Below are 18,553 nucleotides of genomic sequence, written 5' to 3'. Positions count from 1 at the left end.
AAAGGCAGGGACACTCAGGCGAGCGGAGGGGCGCGAGGGTTGGCCGAGGGCCAGGTGAAGCGGGCAGGGAGGTCGGCGCTGACGATGGGCGCCAGCGGCGGGCTGTGTTGTTCCGGGAGGATCGCCAGGGTCAGGCTGGAGTTGAACGCTGGCCCCATGCCACCACCGACCGAGCACAGCGGACAGCCGAACGCCTTGGACAGGGTCGGCAGTTGTTCTTCGGTGGGATTGGATGCCAACGGCGCTTGAGTCGCCGGGTCGACTGTACAGAATTGGCCGCCGATGCCGTTGAGTTGCATGCCGACCATTTGTCCGTGACCGATGCTGCACGCGAACACGTTGAACAGGACGCAGCAATAAAGCATCCAGGCCAGCAGTGAGCGATCGGTACGGGAGAATTTCATGGGGCGGCACTTTACCGTACCGCTGATCGGTCGTGCACTTCAAAAAATGCCGACTAGGATGATTTGTTCAAATCCCTTTCCAAGGATTTCAACCATGACCTTTGTATTGGCTCAATGGCTGGTGACAATTTTTGCGGTGATCGCCTTGATGCACGTGTATTGGGCGCTGGGTGGGCAGTGGGCGGCGGCAGTGGTGGTGCCGCAGGTGCCGGTGCGCGGTTTTGTCGCAACGGTGCGTCCGGCGTTCAAACCGTCGGGCTGGCTGACGCTGGTGGTGGCTGCTGCGTTGTTAACGATTGCTGCGTTGGTGTGTATGCGGGTTGGTTGGGGAATGCCGGCGGTCAGTCACAAAGCGTTGCAGTGGGTGATCAGTGCGATTGCGCTGTTGATGTTTGCCCGGGCGATTGGTGATTCGAATCTGGTGGGGTTTTTCAAGGAAGTGAAGGGCTCGCGGTTTGCTCGACTGGATACCTGGGTGTATTCGCCGTTGTGCCTGGCGTTAGGGGCGGGGCTGTTGGCGGTGGCGTGGGTTTGAGAAAGGGCAAAGTCAAAAGATCGCAGCCTTCGGCAGCTCCTACAGGGATCAATGTAGGAGCTGCCGAAGGCTGCGATCTTTTAACGGTTCAGCTGCCGCTTTCGGTACGGCGGCTGCTCACCTCTGCCGGCACATCATCGCCGGCCATGCGCTTGCGAAACAATGCGGCGCGGGCCAGCAGCAGCGTAGTTACCGGCACGGTGATTGCCAGCAGAATCGGGATCAGCCAAGCGTGCACTACCGGCCCGGACTTGAGCGCCGAGAAGCAGATGATCGAGGCCAGCGCCACGCACCATGCGCCGAGCGTTGAGGCCAGTGCCGGTGGGTGCATGCGCTGGAAATAATCCTTCATGCGCAATAACCCGATCGCACCGATCAACGCAAACACACCGCTGAGCACCAGCAGGATTGCCACCGGAATTTCGACCCACAGAGACAATTCAGCATTCATTCGATCACCTCGCCACGCAGCAGGAATTTTGCCAGCGCAAACGAGCCGACGAAGCCGAACAGCGCAATCAACAGCGCCGCTTCGAAGTACGTGTCACTGGCGTAACGAATGCCCAGGGTCAGCATCATCAGCATGGCGACGATATACAGGTAGTCCAGCGCCAAGACCCGATCCTGCGCTGATGGGCCTTTGAACAGACGAATCAGGGTCAGCACCATGGCCAGCGAGAACAGGAACAGCGTCAGTAGAATGGCGTTCGACAGTAACGGGCTCATTCGAAAATCTCCATCAACGGCCGCTCATACGCGGTCTTGAAGTGCTCAATGAACTGCGCTTCGTCATCCAGATCCCAAACGTGCAGCAACAGAATGCTGCGATCCAGCGACAGTTCCGACCACACCGTGCCGGGCACCACGGTGCAGATCATCGCCAGTGTCGCCAGGCCGTGGGCGTCGCGCAGATCGAGCGGCACTTTGACGAAGCGTGAGCGCAGTGGACGGCGACCGGCATTGAGAACGCCCCAGGCGACGATCAGGTTTGACGTCACCACGTCACGGCCAACCAGCAGGAACAGGCGCAGAATCGTCCCCGGACGGCGAATGCGTACCTGTTTGGGACGCAATTTGCGCATCATCAACGGTGCAGCGAAACCCAGCACTGCGCCGATCAGCAGGTTGCCGGGGCTGATCGACAGGTTCAGGGTCAGCCACAAGGCCCACAATGACAGCGACAGCAAGGGTGCAGGGAACACGCGCTTCATGGCTGCACCTCCAGCATCGCGGCTTTGCTTTCCGGGCTCGGTACTGCGCGGGTGCCGAGCACCGCCATGACGTATTGCTGCGGATTGTTCAGCGCCTCGGCGGTGGCCTGGGTGTAGCGCAGCAGCGGCTCGGCCTTGAAGGTCAGAGCGATGCTCAGCCCCAACAGCAGAAAGATCGGCGCGTATTCGAGTTTGCGCAGCAGCGGCGAAGGGCGCTCCTCGGGCGTCCAGAAACGCTGGATGCCGAGGCGAGAGAACGCCATCAACGAAGCCAGCCCGGAGAGGATCAACAGCGCCAGCAGCGCCCACGCCGCATTGGAGATCGGTGCGCCGGTGCCCAGGCCCAGTGGATTCAGCAGCGCGTCCATCAGGTTGAGCTTGCCAATGAACCCGGACAGCGGCGGCATGCCGATGATCAGCAGGGCGCAGGCAATGAAGCTCAGGCCAAGAAACGCCATGGTCCACGGGATGACCTGACCGACCACGGCTTTCTGCTCGTCGTCGAGGTTGATGCCTTTGGGTGGTTGCAGGGATTCTTGTGGACGCGGTAGCAGTTCGCTTTCGTCTTCCAGCGGGATCTCGTTGGCCGAGCGCGAGCGCTCGATCAATTCAGCCAGCAGGAACAGTGCGCTCAGCGCCAGGGTCGAGCTGACCATGTAGAACAGCGCCGCGCCAATCAGGTTCGGTTGAGCGAAACCGATAGCCGACAGCAGAATGCCGGCCGACACCAGAATGCTCAGGCTGGCCATGCGCTCCAGTCGTTGCGCAGCAAGAATCGCCAGCGCCGCGCAGGCCATGGTCGCCATGCCGCCGTAGATCAGCCAGTCGCCACCGAAGAATGCAGACGCGCCAGCCTGCCCGGAAAACAGCAGCGTCCACAGGCGCAGCAGGGTATAGATGCCGACTTTGGTCATGATCGCGAACATTGCCGCGACTGGCGCGCTGGCCGAGGAGTAGGCCGGTACCAGCCAGAAATTCAGCGGCCACATGCCAGCCTTGGCCAGAAACGCTACCGCCAGAATCCCTGCGCCTGCGTGCAGCAAGCCACGGTCAGCCTCAGGTACCAGCGGAATCTTCAGCGCCAGATCGGCCATGTTCAGGGTGCCGGTGACGCCGTAGATCAGCGCCGCGCCAATCAGGAACAACGACGAGGCCAGCAGGTTGATCGAAATGTAATGCAGCCCCGACGACACCCGCGCCCGGCCCGAGCCGTGCAGCAAGAGGCCATAAGAGGCGGCGAGCAACACTTCGAAGAACACGAACAGGTTGAACAGATCCGCCGTCAGGAACGCGCCATACAGGCCCATCAGTTGAATCTGAAACAGTGCGTGGAAGCTCGAACCGGCACCGTCCCAACGCGCCATCGCAAACAACAGAGCGCTGACGCCGATGATCCCGGTCAGCACCAGCATCAGCGCCGACAGGCGATCAACCACCAGTACGATGCCAAACGGTGCCTGCCAGTTACCCGGCAAGTAAACGCCGATGGAGCCTGGCACGCCGGTGGTTTGCGTCCATTGCAGCAGCATGACCGAAATGAACAGACCGACGAGGCTGGAGAACAGGTTGATTTTCGCCTTCAGCGGCCGGTGCCGTTCGCCAAGCATCAGCATGATGGCGGCGGTCAGCAGCGGCAGCAGAATCGGTGCGGCGATCAGGTGAGTCATCGCCATCATTCTTTAGGCTCCCGGCCGTCGACGTGGTCGGTACCGGTCAGGCCGCGCGAAGCGAGCAGAACGACGAGGAACAACGCAGTCATGGCGAAGCTGATGACGATCGCCGTCAGTACCAGTGCTTGTGGCAGCGGATCGGTGTAATGCAGCAAGTCTTGCGTGACGCCGTCCTTGATCACCGGCTCCTTGCCGATGAACAGGCTGCCCATGCTGAAGATGAACAGGTTGACCGCGTACGACAGCAAACACAGGCCCATGACCACCTGAAAAGTTCGTGGCCGCAGGATCAACCAGACGCCCGACGCGGCGAGAACGCCGATGGCGATTGCGATGACTTCTTCCATCAGACGGCTCCTTTGCTGGCGACGGACTTGGGCAGCGATGCGGTCTTGTGACCCCGCACCGATTGGTGGGCGAGGGCGGTGAGAATCAACAGCGTCGAACCGACCACGACGCCATACACGCCAACGTCGAAGAACAATGCGCTGGCGATATGGATGTCACCGAGCAGCGGCAAGGTGAAATGCCAGGTGTGCGTTGTCAGGAACGGATAGCCGACCAGCATCGCCCCCAGACCGGTGGCCGTGGCGAACAGCAATCCGGTGCCCATCCAGCGCAGCGGTCGCAGGCTCATTTGCGCCTCGACCCACTGTGTGCCGGCGACCATGTATTGCAGGATGAACGCCACCGACATCACCAGCCCGGCGACAAAACCGCCGCCCGGCTGATTGTGCCCGCGCATGAACAGGTAGAACGAGACCACCAGCGCAATCGGCAGCAGCAGCCGCACCAGCACCGCCGGCACCATCATGAAGCCGAGCGCGGTGTCGCTGGCCGAACGCGGGTTGACCAGATCGGTAACCACGTCCGGTGCCAGCAAACGCTGCTGGGCCGGCAATTGCAGACTTTCTTTCGGTGGGCGGAAGCGGCGCAGCAGGGCGAACACGGTCAGTGCCACAGCGACCAGCACGGTGATTTCGCCGAGCGTGTCGAAGCCGCGGAAGTCCACCAGCATCACGTTGACCACGTTGCTGCCACCGCCCTCGGGCATGGCGCGACTGAGGTAGAACGAGGAGATGTCGTTCGGCGTCTGCCGCGTGAGCATGGCGTAAGACAACAGCGCCATGCCGCCGCCGACGGCGACCGACAACAGCAAGTCGCGCAGACGACGAATGCGGGCCTTGCGCAGGCTGCTCGGCAGTGGCGAGACTTCTTCGATCCGGCGTGGCAGCCAGCGCAGTCCGAGCAGGATCAACACGGTGGTGACCACTTCTACGGCCAGTTGCGTCAGCGCCAGATCCGGCGCGGAGAACCAGACGAAGGTCACGCAGGTCATCAACCCGCAGACGCTGACCATGGTCAGAGCGGCGAGACGGTGATATTTGGCTTGCCAGGCGGCACCCAGCGCACAGGTAATTGCCAGCAGCCACAGGGTCACGAAGACGATGGAGCCCGGGATCTTCGGTCGGTCGCCCCAGCTCAGGCTGCTGTGCAACATAGGAATCAGGCCGGCGAGCACTGCCGCCAGCACCATCAGGAACAATTGCATTTGCAGACGCTTGGTGCCCAGACGCCGCTCCAGACGACGGGCCATGCGCATCATCACCACCAGGCTGCGCTCGAACAGGCGCTTGCCATTGAAGCGGCCCACCAGTGGCGGGTATTTGAAGCGGCCGCGTTTGAACTGGTTGCGCAACAGCAGGTACAGGACGATGCCGCCGGACATGGCAATCAGGCTCATGATCATCGGCGCATTCAGGCCATGCCAGATGGCCAGGCTGTACTCAGGCAGTTCGCCACCGACCACGGGCAGCGCGGCAGCCGCGAGCAGCGGGCCGACGATTTGCGCCGGGAAAATCCCCACTAGCAGGCAGGTGAACACCAGCAACTCGACCGGGGCACGCATCCAGCGCGGCGGTTCGTGTGGCGTGTGCGGCAGGTCGGTGGCCGGCGGGCCGAAGAACACATCAACGGTGAAGCGCAGGGAGTAAGCGACGCTGAACATACCGGCGATGGTCGCGACAATCGGCAAGGACATCTCTACCCACGCCGTGGCGTTGATGAACACGGTTTCGGCGAAGAACATCTCTTTCGAGAGGAAACCATTCAGCAACGGCACGCCGGCCATGGAGGCGCTGGCAACCATTGCCAGCGTCGCCGTGAACGGGATCAGTTTGATCAGGCCACTGAGCTTGCGGATATCGCGGGTGCCGCTTTCGTGGTCGATGATCCCCGCCGCCATGAACAGCGAGGCCTTGAACGTAGCGTGGTTGAGAATGTGGAACACCGCTGCGACGGCCGCCAGCGGACTGTTCAGACCCAGCAACAGGGTGATCAGACCGAGGTGGCTGATGGTCGAGTAGGCAAGCAATCCCTTGAGGTCGTTCTGGAACATCGCGCAATAGGCGCCCAGCAACAGCGTGCACGCGCCCGCGCCGCTGACGATGTAGAACCATTCTTCGCTGCCGGACAATGACGGCCACAGGCGCGCGAGCAGGAACACCCCGGCCTTGACCATGGTTGCCGAGTGCAGATACGCAGAGACGGGTGTCGGCGCCGCCATTGCATGGGGCAACCAGAAGTGAAACGGGAATTGGGCACTTTTGCTGAGTGCGCCGATGAGAATGAGGGGTAACAGAATAGGGTAGAGGGCATGTGCGCGAATCAGATCGCCGGCGGCCAGGACCTTGTCCAGGTCATAGCTGCCGACGACATGGCCGAGGATCATGACCCCCGCCAGCAGGCACAATCCCCCCGCGCCGGTCACCATCAGCGCCATATAAGCGCCGCGTCGGGCGTCGGCGCGGTGGTGCCAGTAGCCGATCAACAGGAACGAGAAAAGGCTGGTCAGCTCCCAGAAAAACACGATCTGGATCAGGTTGCCGGAGATCACCAGGCCGAGCATGGCGCCCATGAACGCCAGGAAAAACGCGAAGAAACGCGGCACCGGATCGTCCGGTGACATGTAATAGCGGGCGTACAAAGAGACGAGGGTGCCGATGCCCAGCACCAGCATCGAGAACAGCCAGGCGAAGCCGTCCATGCGCAGAACAAAGTTCAGGCCGAGGCTGGGCAGCCACATGAACTCTTCACGAATGACGCCGCCATGGGCGATTTGCGGGTACAACAGCGCAACCTGAACAGTGCCGATCAAAGCGACCAGACCTGCCAACAGGGATTCGGTATTACGCGCGTTGTGTGGCAGCACCGCTGCCAGACAGCTGCCAATGAATGGCAGAAGCAGTAGAACTATCAGGGACATAGGCTTCTAATCTGCGGAAGTTTGTGAAGCATCATACGTGCCAGCTCCCCGATCACCAAACGCCAGGATGTCTCAGAATCCTACAAAGTAGTCTGAAATTAACTGTTTGGCATTGTTTCAGCGGGCAGGGATGCCGTGGCAGATGGCCCTTTCGCGAGCAGGCTCGCTCCCACATTGGAATGTATTTCAAAATGTAGGAGCGAGCCTGCTCACGAAAGCGCTGGGGCAGACGCTGAAATGTTGCTGATCAACCCTGTGTTTCCCGCTCCAGCTCTTCCTCTGCCTCGACGACCTGACCCTTGGTCTTCAACTCACTGACAATCACCGCCGCCACAATCAACCCGGCGCCCAGCAACGCAATTGCCGGCAACCGCTCCCCGGCAATCCGCCCGACAATCCCTGCCCACACCGGCTCACCGGCATAGATCAAGGTTGCCCGCGTCGGCGAAACACTCTTCTGCGCCCAGTTCATCGCCACCTGAATCGCCGCACTCGCCGCGCCCAATCCCAGCGCAGTCACCATCAGCGTCCAGGAGAAATCCGCAATCACTTCACCGGTTGGCACGACCAACAGAAACGACAACACCGACGTCGTCGCCAGTTGCACCACGGTCACCCGGCGTACATCAACCCGCCCGGCATAGGTGCTGATCAAAATGATCTCGGCGGCAATGGCGATGGCACTGATCAGCGTGGCAATTTCACCGGGGCTGAAATTCAGCGAGGCGCCCGATGGCCCCGACAGCAGCATCAGCCCGGTAAACGCCAACATGATGCCGATGCTCGGCATCAGCCCCGGCCGCCGTCCCAGCACCAGCCATTGCAGCAACGGCACGAACGGCACATACAGCGCAGTAATGAACGCCGACTGACTGCTTGGAATGGTTTGCAGCCCGACTGTCTGCAAGCCGTAACCGAGCATGATTGCTACGCCAATAAAGGCGCCGGCCTTGAGTTCAAACAGGGTCAAGTCGCGCAGATGGCGCCAGGAGAACAGCGCAACGATGCACGCTGCCGCCGCAAAGCGCAGGCCGACGAAGAACATCGGCCCGCTGACGGTCATCGCGTGCTGAACCAGCAAAAATGTGCCGCCCCAGACCATGGTAATCAGCACCAACACGCATTCGGCTTTGCTGAAACGGGAGAAACGGAGGGAAGTGGGGGAGTTGTTCGCCGACGTCATGACCTTGCGCACTATAAAAGGCAGGACGCACAATGCGCCCAACGTTGCGCAGTATACTGCCCAACCCCACCGAGTGAGCAATATAGTGCCCAAAGATTCCAGCCAAAGAATGTCCGTCCTCCAGCACGTCAGCCAGAACGTTCGGCGCTTGCGCCATGCGGCGGACATGAGTCAGACCGCGCTTGCGGAAAAATCCGGGGTCAGTCGGCGGATGTTGGTGGCGATCGAGGCGGGCGAAAAGAATGTCAGCCTGACCACTCTGGATCGCGTTGCCGAAGCACTCGACGTTGCCTTCAGCGACTTGATCCAGGCACCCGACGCGCGCGATCCGAGCCGAATCAACGAAGTGGCATGGGCCGGAAGCATCCCGGGCAGTAAAGCTGTATTGCTGTCGAAAGCCACCGCGACCCGTGAAGTCGAGCAATGGGAATGGTGCCTGCAACCGGGTGAGGTTTACCCATCGCAGCCGGATGCCGACGGCTGGAGTGAGCAAATCTACGTGTTCGAGGGCTGTCTGACGCTGATGTTGGGTGATCAGCCACAGCACATCGGCACCGGGGAGTTCTTCATGTTTGCCAGCAACCAGCCGCACGCCTATCGAAACGATGGTGAAGTGGCCGCGCGGTTTGTGCGTAATGTGGTGATCTAGTTCTAGACTGCCGCTGATCGGAAAAGTAGTGGTACCTGTAATTTCTGACAGTAGACGAAGGGAGTCTGTGTGGTTCCAATGGCATCGCAACAAACTCCATTGGACATTTAAAAAGGAATGATCAAATGCTCAAGCCACTCAGTATTAAAGAAGCCGTGGATGGCGTTATTAGCCTTCAGAACCTAGGTGAATTCGCCACAGCTGTTATTCATCCGGTGCCAAACCCTACGGATGGTGACGAGGCTGATGTATTCATCGGAGAATCCGCGGAGTCAGTGGGTTCGATAGAACTGGATCCGGAGGCTGGGGGCGAACTTAAGATCCCGAAAAAAGTTTTAGAGAAATATTCAGACAACAGGAATATCCCGTTTTACTACGTCGTTTATGTCGGTGGGGGCGGGAATGATTCTCCCTCGGAGAAGGCTTTTTACAAGATTGTTCCCGCCGTTGAAAAATAGGTGAGTTGAGGTGGAGCAGCCCGTCTGTGCGATCAGACGGGATTTATTTCGCTAACCTCCGGTTCTCGTCGACTGCTTTATTTGGTGGGGATCCCTCCCAGGCATTAAAAAAGACGAGCTGATAAGAGCAGCGATTAAGCATACTGTTACCCGGAATAAACTCTCTTAGTAAACAGCTATGCGTGAGCAGATCCACACGGAGTCATTTGTTTCTTCCCGTTTTGCAGACATCCTGATCATCGGTGGTGGCCTCAGTGGCACGATGCTCGCGACGCAATTGTTGCGTCTGCCCGTTCAGCGCACGATTCTGATTATTGAACCGCGCGCCGAACTTGGCCGAGGCGAAGCCTACAGCGCTGTCGAATTGGGCCACACGCTCAACGGCAATGCCGCACGCATGAGCGTTGATCCGGATAACCCGGATGATCTGACGCAATGGCTGACCGAACACATTGCCTCAGGGGGCTGGCCGCAGTCTGCCGAGCAGAATGTGCCGGTCTGCGAGCTGTTCCCGCCGCGCGGAATGTTTGGTGTCTACGTGCAGCAACGTCTGACCGAGGCGCGAGCGGTTGGCGCTCGACACGGTTCCACCGTCGAGCACGTGCAGGCAGAGGTGGTTGATCTGCAGATGCACGCTGATTCGGTGCGGCTCACGTTGAACGACGGGCAAAACCTGCAGGGAGCATTCGCGGTGATCGCCACGGGTATGTTTCCCGCCGCACGCACGCCGCAAACTCGATCCAGTGGCCTTAACGCCGCGGCGCTCGACCCTTGGGACGTCACCGCCATGCGCCAGCTCGATCCGCAATCCAGCGTGTTGATCATCGGCTCCGGCCTGACCATGGTTGACGCCGTTGTTTCGCTGGAGCAGGCCGGGCATCGCGGGCCGATCGAGGTGTTTTCGCGCCACGGCTTGCTGCCGCATGTGCGTCGGCAACCGCCATCGTGGGCGGATTTTCTGGGTGACGATCCGAGTATTCGCACGCCGCGACAGCTACTGCACGAAGTGCGTCGGCATTGCCGCGATGCCATCGCCCAAGGCGTCGACTGGCAGGCGCCGCTGGACACCGTCCGGGTGCATATCCCGCGGTTGTGGAGTCAGGCGACTGATGTGCAACGGCGACAATTCGTACGGCATGTGCGGCCGTGGTGGGAAAGCCATCATCATCGTTCGCCGCCGCTGAGTGCCGAACTCGTTGAGCGGTTGCACAAAGAAGGTCGATTGCGGATTCAGGCGGCTTCGTTCAAAGGGCTTGAGCCGGGAGCGGAGGACGGCGTGGCTATCCGTATTCGTCGCCGTGGTGAGGCTGAAACCTGCGTGATCCATGGCGCGGCATTGATCAATTCCAGTGGCATCGAGTACGACTGGCGCCGTGTCGCACGACCTTTGCCGCAACAGCTGCTGGGTCGCGGGTTGGTGCAACCGGGGCCGTTGGCGTTGGGGATTGCGGCTGCGATTGACGGTGCGGTGCTGAACGAAAACGGGCAGGTCGCAAATCGGTTATTCGCCATGGGGCCGCCGCTGCGCGGGATGTGGTGGGAGAGTACGGCGGTGACGGATGTGGCGTTGCAGGCCAAGGCACTGGCGGCGCGGTTGGTGGGGACGTCGGAAAATTGAGGTGCTCTTTCGGGCCTCTTCGCGAGCAGGCTCGCTCCCACAGGACTCTGGTTGTAAACACCATTTGTGCTACACCACAGAACCTGTAGGAGTGAGCCTGCTCGCGATAGCGGTGGTTCAGTCGATATAAAAGGTGACTGATCTACCGCTATCGCGAGCAGGCTCGCTCCTACATTTGTAGCGTGGTAAGTGAAAGAGTTACGCCACCACTCGATAGCACGGCACGTACGCCGCGCCACCCGGCAGCTTCATCCGGTGCTGGGCGACGAAGGCTTTGAGCAGCGCGTCCAGCGGTTGCATGATCGCTGCGTCACCACGGATCTGATACGGCCCGTGTTCTTCGATCAGGCGAATGCCTTTGTCCTTGACGTTGCCGGCGACGATGCCCGAAAAAGCCCGGCGCAGGTTCGCCGCCAGTTCATGCGGTGGCTGGTCGCGGTGCAGTTTCAGGTTGGCCATGTTTTCGTGGGTCGGATCGAACGGGCGCTGGAAGCCTTCGTCGATCTTCAGCAGCCAGTTGAAATGGAACGCGTCGTTGCGCTCGCGGCGGAACTGTTTCACCGCTTTCAGGCCCTGAGTCATCTGCCGTGCGACTTCGGCGGGGTCGTCGATGATGATTTCGTAGTGCTGCCTAGCGGCCTCGCCGAGGGTCGCGATGACGAATGCATCGAGCTGCTCCAGATACGCTGCGGCATGTTTCGGCCCGGTCAGGATTACCGGGAACGGCAGGCCTTCGTTGTCCGGGTGCATGAGGATGCCGAGCAGGTAGAGGAACTCTTCAGCCGTGCCGGCGCCGCCCGGGAAGATGATGATGCCGTGGCCGACACGCACAAAGGCTTCCAGGCGTTTTTCGATGTCCGGCAGGATCACCAGCTCGTTGACGATCGGGTTTGGCGCTTCGGCGGCGATGATGCCCGGCTCGGTCAGACCGAGGTAGCGACCGCCGTGAATGCGCTGTTTGGCGTGGGCGATGGTCGCGCCTTTCATCGGGCCTTTCATCACGCCGGGGCCGCAGCCCGTGCAGATGTCGAGGCTGCGCAGGCCGAGTTCGTGGCCGACTTTTTTGGTGTATTTGTACTCTTCGGTGTTGATCGAGTGACCACCCCAGCACACGACGATTTTCGGCTCGACACCCGGACGCAGGGTGCGCGCGTTGCGCAGCAGGTGGAAAACGTAATCACTGATGCCCTGTGAGGTGCTCAGGTCGATGCGTTGGCTGTCGAGTTCGTTTTCGGTGTAGACGATGTCGCGCAGGGCGCTGAAGAGCATTTCGCGGGTGCTGGCGATCATTTCGCCGTCGACGAAGGCGTCGGCCGGAGCGTTCAGCAGCTCCAGGCGTACACCGCGATCCTGTTGGTGAATGCGGATTTCGAAGTCCTTGTAGGCTTCGAGAATGGTCTTGGCGTTATCGACATGGGCGCCGGTGTTGAGGATGGCCAGGGCGCACTGGCGGAAGAGCGTGTAGGTGCTGCCGGATCCGGCTTCGCTCAGTTGCTGAACTTCACGTTGAGAAAGGGTTTCCAGGCTGCCTTTCGGGCTGACCGAGGCATTGATTACGTGTCGTTGGGTCATGCAATGATCCTTAAAACGATGTCATCCCAAAACCAGGCGGATGGCATCCGAATAGTGTGTATCCATGAATGAAGATGGCACGATCTGCGCTGTACCGCCATGTCCCCGTTGGACGCTGAAAAGATGAAAAGGAGCCCCAGCATAGCTAAATCCCTCGTTGAGGCGATAATGCGTCGGCGAGTTTTTTTGATTGCCCCTTTTGTCGCTCAAGGAAGTCATTTGTGATGTTCGAAATTCAGCCGATGGATGCCGCCACTTTTCGCCAGCAGACCCGGCGCAGCACGATCATTATTGCCGTGCTGTTTTTGGTGCTGGCGATGCTGTTTTCCAGCGTCGCAGTGGCACTGTTCGGCGAGCCTGGCGGTGACAACCTGCGCTTTAACGTGGGCGGAGTGTTTCTGGCGTTTCTGCTGACGGCGGGGTTGTTGCGTGGGCGTTTCTGGCATCAGACGTGGATGGCGCCGGCCGTCTATAGCTGGCGGCTCAAGCGCAACCTGATGAGCATCACCAATGTGATGCATCAGGTGACGGCCGCGGTTGAGAAGAATGATCCGACGGCCATGAAGGTGCTGCGCTTCTATCATTTGGCGTTGATGCAGATGCATGAACTGGACGGTAACTCCAGCGATCATGGGCAACTGTGGCGCGAAGTCGAAGCGCATAAAGAGCGGATGCAGGCGCTCGGTCTCGATACCGATCAGGCGCGCCTGGATCCGGCCTGGCTGGAAGCCTTGAAACCCGCGTCGCGTTAAAGCGCGATGCGGCTGGCGCGGCGCTGTTTCCACGAACGAATCAGGCGCCCGTAAACCAACAGGTTGATCGCCAAGACTACGCTGCCGAGTGCTAACTGGATCTGCGGGGTAAGCCCAGCCGGGTAGATGATTGGCCAGATGTAATGCTCGATGAAACCGCCCGCATATTCAGTCTGCCCGGCGGCGTGGCGCATGAGGTTTTCCCAGTACGTCAGCGGGCAAGTCAAGTGCAGCACTTCGACGGCAACGCCCCAGGCTGCGGCCGGCAAATGCAGCCACATCAGGCGCGGCCACTTGAGTACCAGCAGCCCGCCAAACAGCACGAACAAGATAAAGCACAAATGAAACAGCACCAGCCCGTCGGCTGCGATTCGGTACAGCATGGTGTCTTCCTGACGCAATTGTGAATGGCGCTATGTTACGCGCAGGGCCTGGGCAATTGCGCAAGATTGTTCAAGACCGGGCGGTGTTTTTGCTGGCACAGTCGTGGGCTGTTTCCTCGGTTGAAGAGCGTTATGTCTGACTCACTTATGCCGCGCAGTGCGTTCCTTCGCGGTGCTGCGGCGATCATGCCGCTGTCATTGGCCACTGCGCCGTGGGGCCTGCTCGCCGGTTCCATGGCGATCGAAGCCAACCTCACGCCACTGCAAGGCCAGGGCTTGTCGAGCATTGTCTTTGCCGGCGCTGCGCAACTGGTGGCGATCGGCATGCTCAAGGGCGGCGCGGGGATTTTCTCGATTCTGCTGACCACGCTGCTGCTCACATCGCAACATTTGCTTTACGGCATGAGCATGCGCTCGGTGATTTCACCGCTGCCGGGGCGTTGGCGGATTGGCCTGGGCTTTTTGCTCACCGATGAATTGTTTGCGCTGACCAGCCAGCATGATCGCCAGCAGTTCAATCGTTGGTATGCGCTGGGTGTCGGGCTGACGTTTTACATCGCCTGGAACCTCTTCACTCTGGTCGGCATTGTCCTTGGCAGCAGCATTCCCGGCCTGGAACACCTGGGGCTGGACTTCTCGATTGCCGCGACCTTCATTGCCCTGATCACGCCGGTGGTGCGTAACGTGCCAACGGTGGTTTGCGTGGCGGTTTCGTTGTTCTGCTCGGTGCTGTTCAGCTATTGGCAGTGGGGCTCGGCGCTGGTGCTGTCGGGGTTGGCGGGCATGACTGCCGGGTTTATCTGCAACAAGCTGTATTGGGGGCGCACATGATGGTTTGGGCAGTGATTTTCGGCATGGGGATTCTGGTGTTCCTCAATCGCTATGTGTTTCTCGAGCCGCGTTTGCCGGTTCGCTTGAGCAGTAATGCGCGGCAATTTCTTGGTTTTGCAGTGCCTGGAATGCTCACGGCGATCTGCGGGCCCATTGTGTTTATGCCGGACAAACAGTTGAATTTGCAGTGGGATAATCCGTACCTGCTTAGTTCGCTGGTTGCCATAGCACTGGTCATTTACACCCGTAATACATTGCTCAGCATGTTATTGAGCATGGTCTTCTTCTTTTTACTGCGTTGGTGGTTGTAAGTTGTCTGATGAAAACTGATCTACGCTTTATCGATGTGAACTCCTTCTGCAAGCGAGGTGAGCATGGCAACCGAGAAAACGCGTCCGGATGAAAAGGATGAGCCAACAGAAGCGGAGATCGAAAAGCAAAAGAAAAGAGAAGAGCAAACCTGGAAACACGACGACAGCAGAGAGCTGTCGGATCGGGATCAGGAACGTCCTTTGAAGCCCTGAACGACGGAAACAAAAAGCCCCGCTGGTGCGGGGCTTTTTCGTCGTTTCAAATATCGTCCAGCTGTGTGAAATCGGGGTGTGAAGCCCGATATCCCAGCGTTCTGTCGATCCAGGCATTGAGCTCGTTGACCATCACCGGCGGGTGACCTGGATAGCCTTCGAGGGTGCTGCGCAGGACGCGTTCGATATCGGGAACGCTACGCAGGTTTCGGGTCTTGATGTAGTGGCCGATAAAACAGTCGAGTTCAAAGCGTTCTGTCATCGACAGATAAATACACTCCAGGCCACCGACCTGTTTGATTGCAAAATCGTCGCGCAACTTAGTTCTCTGCAAGGCTTGTAAAAGTTGTAGGGGATTCCTGACTGTTGACTCTTTGGTCAACTGGTATGTCAATCGGAAAGGCGGCGCGCATGCTATCCGTAGCGCCTCTAAATGTATGTATGACGATTGAAATGTCAGACAGGCGGTTAGTTCGCTCAAACGACTGTTTTATTAAAGCTGTCTCAAGAATGAAACACCCCCTGTAACACCACCGGCTCACCGGTAGGAGCTGCCGCAGGCTGCGATCTTTTGATCTTGATATTTTTTGCGAAGAATCAAAGTCAGAAGATCGCAGCCTGCGGCAGCTCCTACATGAGAGAACGGGGGGCATTCGGCGATATTTAGGCTTGCTCAATAATTAAGTTGGCGCCCTGATTGCGTGAGTTCCCCACTGCTTTGCCGACTTTGTGCCATTCGAAGGCCTCCGGGCTTTCGCCTTCGAACAGGAGCATTTGTTCGGCGCGTTCGGCAGGCGTCGCCGGGTCGAGCCATTCGTGCACCAAGTCTGCGCGGAACACCACGGGCCGTCGGTCATGGATATCGAGCATTCCGCCGACGCTGTCGGCGGTGATGATCACGAAGCCATCGTCGTCCCGAGCCTGCACCTGGGGCGTAGGACACTGACCGATGGCTGCGCAGAAAACCGGCCCTTGATCTGCCCGACGAATCAGCCAGGGTTGTCGGGTTTTGTCGTCGTCATCGACCCATTCAAACCAGTTGTCGACGGGTACGATCAGCCGATGGCGCCAGATCGCGCGAAAGAACGGGCCATGGGCGACTTTCTCCACCCGCGCATTGATCGGCGCGGCGCGGTCCTTGGCCCAGTGCGGGCGCCAGCCCCAGCGCAAGTTGTCGGCGTATAACGCCTGCTCATGCTGGTGGAGCACGGCCAGCGATGTGGTCGGCGCGGCGTTGTAGCGACTCAGCGGCGCATCGCCGACATGATTGATCAACGCATCGGGAATGCTCAGGACGGCGACGAAGTCGTGGATGCCTCGGTACTGCGAGAGTCTTCCGCACATGGCTGAATCTCCGGTAGGAAATTTCAGCGTAGTCGCTTCCTTGTACTAGTCCTGCGCGCCCTGACCGGTGAACGCATCGCGCCAGGTCAGCCAGCGTCGTTCAAGCACCGCGAGCAAGCCGTCGCTGAGCTTGCCGAGCAAGGCCAGCACGATAATCGCCGCCAGCACGATGTCCGGGCGTGAGGTTTCGCGGCCGTCACTGAGCAGATATCCCAGGCCTTTGGTGGCAGCGATCAACTCGGCCGCAACGAGAAACATCCACGCCAGGCTCATGCCGCTGCGCAACCCGGTGAACAGGCCGGGCAGGGCGGCGGGCAGCAAGATTCGCCGCACCAGTTGCAAGTGGCTGAAGCCATAGATATGACCGACCTCCACCAGTTTGCGATCAATGTTGCGAATGGCCGCGACGACATTGACGTACACCGGGAAAAACGCGCCGATGGCGATCAAGACGATTTTCGAGGTCTCGTCGATGCCCAGCCACAGTAACAACAGCGGCACCCAGGCCAGGCTCGGAATCGCGCGTAGCGCGGCGAAGGTTGGCTCCAGATACGCCTCGGCTTCGCGGCTCAAACCGACCCACGCGGCAAACACCAGCGCCAGACTGGCACCAATGGCAAACCCCAGCAGGACGCGAACCAGGCTGGCGCCGATGTGTTTCCACAAAGCGCCTTCAGCGAGGTCGGCGAGGGTCAGGGCTATCTCGCTCGGCGCAGGCATCTGGTAAGACGGCAGCCAGCCGATGCGTACGATTATTTCCAGCAGCACTACGATCAGCGCCGGTAAGGCCAGGCCTTTGCCGCGGCGCCGCCATGCCGGGTTGAGAAGAGCTGACTGCCGGCGTGGCGCGGCGAGTGGTACGGGCAGGTCTTTGCTGTGACTCGTCATGAATGTGGCTCCGCTCACGACAAATCCGCGACGCGCGCGGATTGGCGGTGAGCCTGTTCGATTACTGGCGGGCGACGGCTTGCTGCACACCGCTGTCGAGCAATTGGTCGATCACCTGATCGACATTCACCCCGCGACGCACCAGCTCTTCGGAGACCAGAATCGGCGCAGCAGCCTTCGAGGCGCTTATGTCGTTGGCCGTGAGCTGCGGGCTGCTGAGGTCGGTGCGCGACAACTGCAACTTGGCCACGTCCAGCGGCAGTCCGGATTCCTTGGCGAGCAGGGCGGCGAACGCGTCAGGGTTTTTCAGCGCCCAGTCGCGGGCCTGTTCGTAAGCCTTGATCACCGTATCGATGGTTTGCGGATGTTCTTTGGCGTACTGCTCGGTGACGCTGATCACCCCGTAACTGTTGAAGGCCGGGTTGCGGTAGAGCAAGCGCGAACCCGCCTGTACCTGACTGGCGGCCATGTGCGGATCAAGGCCGGCCCAGGCGTCGACATCACCTTTCTCCAATGCCGTGCGGCCATCCGGATGTTGCAGGTGTACCAGTTCAACGTCGTCTTTTTTCAGCCCGGCCTGTTGCAGGCTGCGCAAGGTGAACAGGTACGGATCGGTGCCTTTGGTGGCGGCGATTTTCTTGCCCTTGAGGTCGGCGATGGATTGATACGGCGAGTCTTTGCGCACCACCAACGCCGTCCATTCGGCGCGGCTATAAACGTAAACCGATTTGATCGGGCTGCCGTTGGCGCGGCTCAAGACGGCTGCGAGGCTGGCGCTGGAGGCGAAATCAACGCCGCCACTGTTGAGGTATTCCAGCGAACGGTTGCTGCCCTGGCTCAGTACCCAGCTGACTTTGGTATTGGGCAGGGCTTTTTCGAGGAAACCGAAATTCTTCAGGACCAGGCTCACTGGCGAGTAGTAGGCGTAATCCAGGTGTACTTCCGTCGGCGCAGTTTCGGCCGCGTGGGCGACCGGGTTCAAGGCCAGCGCCAGGGCGCTGGCGACCAGCAGAGTTTTAAAAAGAGGAAAGAACGATGTCATGGGGCGCTCCGGCGAATGCACAGGTTTTTTATGTCCAAAAAGATATTTTTAACGAATGCGTCCTGCATGAATGGAATATTGCAGGCTCTGTGCCATGTGTGCCGAAGGGCCGGATTACGTGGGTTTTGACGCTGTTCAGGGTTTTTTAACTGTTGCGCAGGGAACAGTTCAGTCAGCCGCTGTTGCTGAGCAAACAGTAGAAATCGACAGTGATGAGCTTATGC

The 18,553-nt window shown here is 59.6% G+C and carries 22 protein-coding genes; 8 read left to right on the top strand and 14 right to left on the bottom strand.

The features are described from left to right. Positions 1–14: 14 nt before the first annotated feature. Positions 15–404, bottom strand: coding sequence for a DUF2946 domain-containing protein (locus JFT91_RS21165; RefSeq protein ID WP_201226789.1), 390 nt, complete (start codon positions 402–404; stop codon positions 15–17). A 94-nt stretch (positions 405–498) separates the two neighbouring features. On the opposite strand from JFT91_RS21165, the gene JFT91_RS21160 reads away from it, so the two are divergent. After that, positions 499–939: a DUF3995 domain-containing protein gene (locus tag JFT91_RS21160; RefSeq protein WP_201226788.1), complete on the top strand. Its 441-nt coding sequence runs from the start codon at positions 499–501 to the stop codon at positions 937–939. A gap of 88 nt (positions 940–1,027) precedes the next feature. Here JFT91_RS21160 and JFT91_RS21155 read toward each other — a convergent pair whose 3' ends face one another. From JFT91_RS21155 to JFT91_RS21125, 7 genes are all read right to left on the bottom strand, one after another. Continuing rightward, on the bottom strand, positions 1,028–1,390 hold the full coding sequence (locus tag JFT91_RS21155; RefSeq protein ID WP_201233730.1) for a Na+/H+ antiporter subunit G: 363 nt from the start codon (positions 1,388–1,390) through the stop codon (positions 1,028–1,030). Beyond that, the gene (locus JFT91_RS21150) at positions 1,387–1,665 is read right to left on the bottom strand and encodes a K+/H+ antiporter subunit F (RefSeq protein WP_090284207.1); all 279 of its coding nucleotides are present in this window, start codon (positions 1,663–1,665) and stop codon (positions 1,387–1,389) included. The genes JFT91_RS21155 and JFT91_RS21150 overlap by 4 nt, the downstream gene beginning before the upstream one ends. Then, positions 1,662–2,150 carry a Na+/H+ antiporter subunit E gene (locus JFT91_RS21145; protein WP_201226786.1) on the bottom strand — a complete coding sequence of 163 codons (489 nt, stop codon included), beginning with the start codon at positions 2,148–2,150 and terminating at the stop codon, positions 1,662–1,664. The genes JFT91_RS21150 and JFT91_RS21145 overlap by 4 nt, the downstream gene beginning before the upstream one ends. Beyond that, complete coding sequence (locus JFT91_RS21140; RefSeq protein WP_201233729.1) at positions 2,147–3,826, bottom strand: monovalent cation/H+ antiporter subunit D; 1,680 nt, start codon at positions 3,824–3,826, stop codon at positions 2,147–2,149. The genes JFT91_RS21145 and JFT91_RS21140 overlap by 4 nt, the downstream gene beginning before the upstream one ends. After that, a complete protein-coding gene (locus JFT91_RS21135) occupies positions 3,823–4,167 on the bottom strand; it encodes a Na+/H+ antiporter subunit C (protein WP_008085854.1) in 345 nt (114 codons plus the stop codon). Before JFT91_RS21135 ends, JFT91_RS21140 begins: the two co-directional genes overlap by 4 nt. Beyond that, positions 4,167–7,085 (bottom strand): monovalent cation/H+ antiporter subunit A, encoded by a 2,919-nt coding sequence (locus JFT91_RS21130; RefSeq protein WP_201233728.1) that lies wholly within the window; start codon positions 7,083–7,085, stop codon positions 4,167–4,169. Before JFT91_RS21130 ends, JFT91_RS21135 begins: the two co-directional genes overlap by 1 nt. A 247-nt stretch (positions 7,086–7,332) precedes the next feature. Further along, positions 7,333–8,268, bottom strand: a complete 936-nt coding sequence (locus JFT91_RS21125) for a DMT family transporter (protein ID WP_201233727.1) — start codon at positions 8,266–8,268, stop codon at positions 7,333–7,335. An 85-nt stretch (positions 8,269–8,353) separates the two neighbouring features. Between JFT91_RS21125 and relB the strand changes: the two genes are divergently transcribed. The 3 genes from relB to JFT91_RS21110 all read left to right on the top strand — a co-directional run bounded on the left by relB (position 8,354) and on the right by JFT91_RS21110 (position 10,993). Next, a complete protein-coding gene (gene relB / locus JFT91_RS21120) occupies positions 8,354–8,917 on the top strand; it encodes a type II toxin-antitoxin system RelB family anti-toxin (protein ID WP_201148570.1) in 564 nt (187 codons plus the stop codon). Positions 8,918–9,042: 125 nt separating this feature from the next. Beyond that, complete coding sequence (locus JFT91_RS21115) at positions 9,043–9,375, top strand: hypothetical protein (RefSeq protein WP_201233726.1); 333 nt, start codon at positions 9,043–9,045, stop codon at positions 9,373–9,375. A gap of 178 nt (positions 9,376–9,553) precedes the next feature. Further along, a complete protein-coding gene (locus tag JFT91_RS21110; RefSeq protein WP_201233725.1) occupies positions 9,554–10,993 on the top strand; it encodes an FAD/NAD(P)-binding protein in 1,440 nt (479 codons plus the stop codon). Between the two features lie 198 nt (positions 10,994–11,191). Here JFT91_RS21110 and ppnN read toward each other — a convergent pair whose 3' ends face one another. Then, on the bottom strand, positions 11,192–12,565 hold the full coding sequence (ppnN, locus tag JFT91_RS21105) for a nucleotide 5'-monophosphate nucleosidase PpnN (RefSeq protein ID WP_201233724.1): 1,374 nt from the start codon (positions 12,563–12,565) through the stop codon (positions 11,192–11,194). A 224-nt stretch (positions 12,566–12,789) separates the two neighbouring features. On the opposite strand from ppnN, the gene JFT91_RS21100 reads away from it, so the two are divergent. After that, positions 12,790–13,317, top strand: a complete 528-nt coding sequence (locus JFT91_RS21100) for a DUF3087 domain-containing protein (RefSeq protein WP_201233723.1) — start codon at positions 12,790–12,792, stop codon at positions 13,315–13,317. Here JFT91_RS21100 and JFT91_RS21095 read toward each other — a convergent pair. Then, positions 13,314–13,700 (bottom strand): DUF2784 domain-containing protein, encoded by a 387-nt coding sequence (locus tag JFT91_RS21095; protein ID WP_201233722.1) that lies wholly within the window; start codon positions 13,698–13,700, stop codon positions 13,314–13,316. The genes JFT91_RS21100 and JFT91_RS21095 overlap by 4 nt on opposite strands. A 132-nt stretch (positions 13,701–13,832) precedes the next feature. Between JFT91_RS21095 and JFT91_RS21090 the strand changes: the two genes are divergently transcribed. The 3 genes from JFT91_RS21090 (at position 13,833) to JFT91_RS21080 (ending at position 15,055) form a co-directional block, all read left to right on the top strand. Continuing rightward, positions 13,833–14,531, top strand: a complete 699-nt coding sequence (locus tag JFT91_RS21090) for an AzlC family ABC transporter permease (protein ID WP_201233721.1) — start codon at positions 13,833–13,835, stop codon at positions 14,529–14,531. Next, positions 14,531–14,842 (top strand): branched-chain amino acid transport AzlD family protein, encoded by a 312-nt coding sequence (locus JFT91_RS21085; protein ID WP_201227112.1) that lies wholly within the window; start codon positions 14,531–14,533, stop codon positions 14,840–14,842. Before JFT91_RS21090 ends, JFT91_RS21085 begins: the two co-directional genes overlap by 1 nt. A 63-nt stretch (positions 14,843–14,905) precedes the next feature. Further along, entirely contained in the window at positions 14,906–15,055 is a 150-nt protein-coding gene (locus JFT91_RS21080; RefSeq protein ID WP_201233720.1) for a hypothetical protein, read from the top strand. Between the two features lie 46 nt (positions 15,056–15,101). On the opposite strand, the gene JFT91_RS21075 is transcribed toward JFT91_RS21080, so the two are convergent. The 4 genes from JFT91_RS21075 to JFT91_RS21060 all read right to left on the bottom strand — a co-directional run bounded on the left by JFT91_RS21075 (position 15,102) and on the right by JFT91_RS21060 (position 18,329). Continuing rightward, positions 15,102–15,374 carry a hypothetical protein gene (locus JFT91_RS21075; RefSeq protein ID WP_201202937.1) on the bottom strand — a complete coding sequence of 91 codons (273 nt, stop codon included), beginning with the start codon at positions 15,372–15,374 and terminating at the stop codon, positions 15,102–15,104. A gap of 344 nt (positions 15,375–15,718) precedes the next feature. After that, on the bottom strand, positions 15,719–16,399 hold the full coding sequence (locus tag JFT91_RS21070) for an SOS response-associated peptidase (protein WP_201202939.1): 681 nt from the start codon (positions 16,397–16,399) through the stop codon (positions 15,719–15,721). A 45-nt stretch (positions 16,400–16,444) separates the two neighbouring features. Continuing rightward, positions 16,445–17,287 carry an ABC transporter permease gene (locus tag JFT91_RS21065; RefSeq protein ID WP_201233719.1) on the bottom strand — a complete coding sequence of 281 codons (843 nt, stop codon included), beginning with the start codon at positions 17,285–17,287 and terminating at the stop codon, positions 16,445–16,447. 61 nt (positions 17,288–17,348) lie between these two features. Beyond that, a complete protein-coding gene (locus tag JFT91_RS21060; RefSeq protein ID WP_201202943.1) occupies positions 17,349–18,329 on the bottom strand; it encodes an aliphatic sulfonate ABC transporter substrate-binding protein in 981 nt (326 codons plus the stop codon). Between the last annotated feature and the right edge of the window lie 224 nt (positions 18,330–18,553).

The organism is Pseudomonas sp. TH08, from assembly GCF_016651275.1.
GTDB lineage: Bacteria > Pseudomonadota > Gammaproteobacteria > Pseudomonadales > Pseudomonadaceae > Aquipseudomonas.
This window is presented reverse-complemented; position numbering and strand designations above follow the sequence as displayed.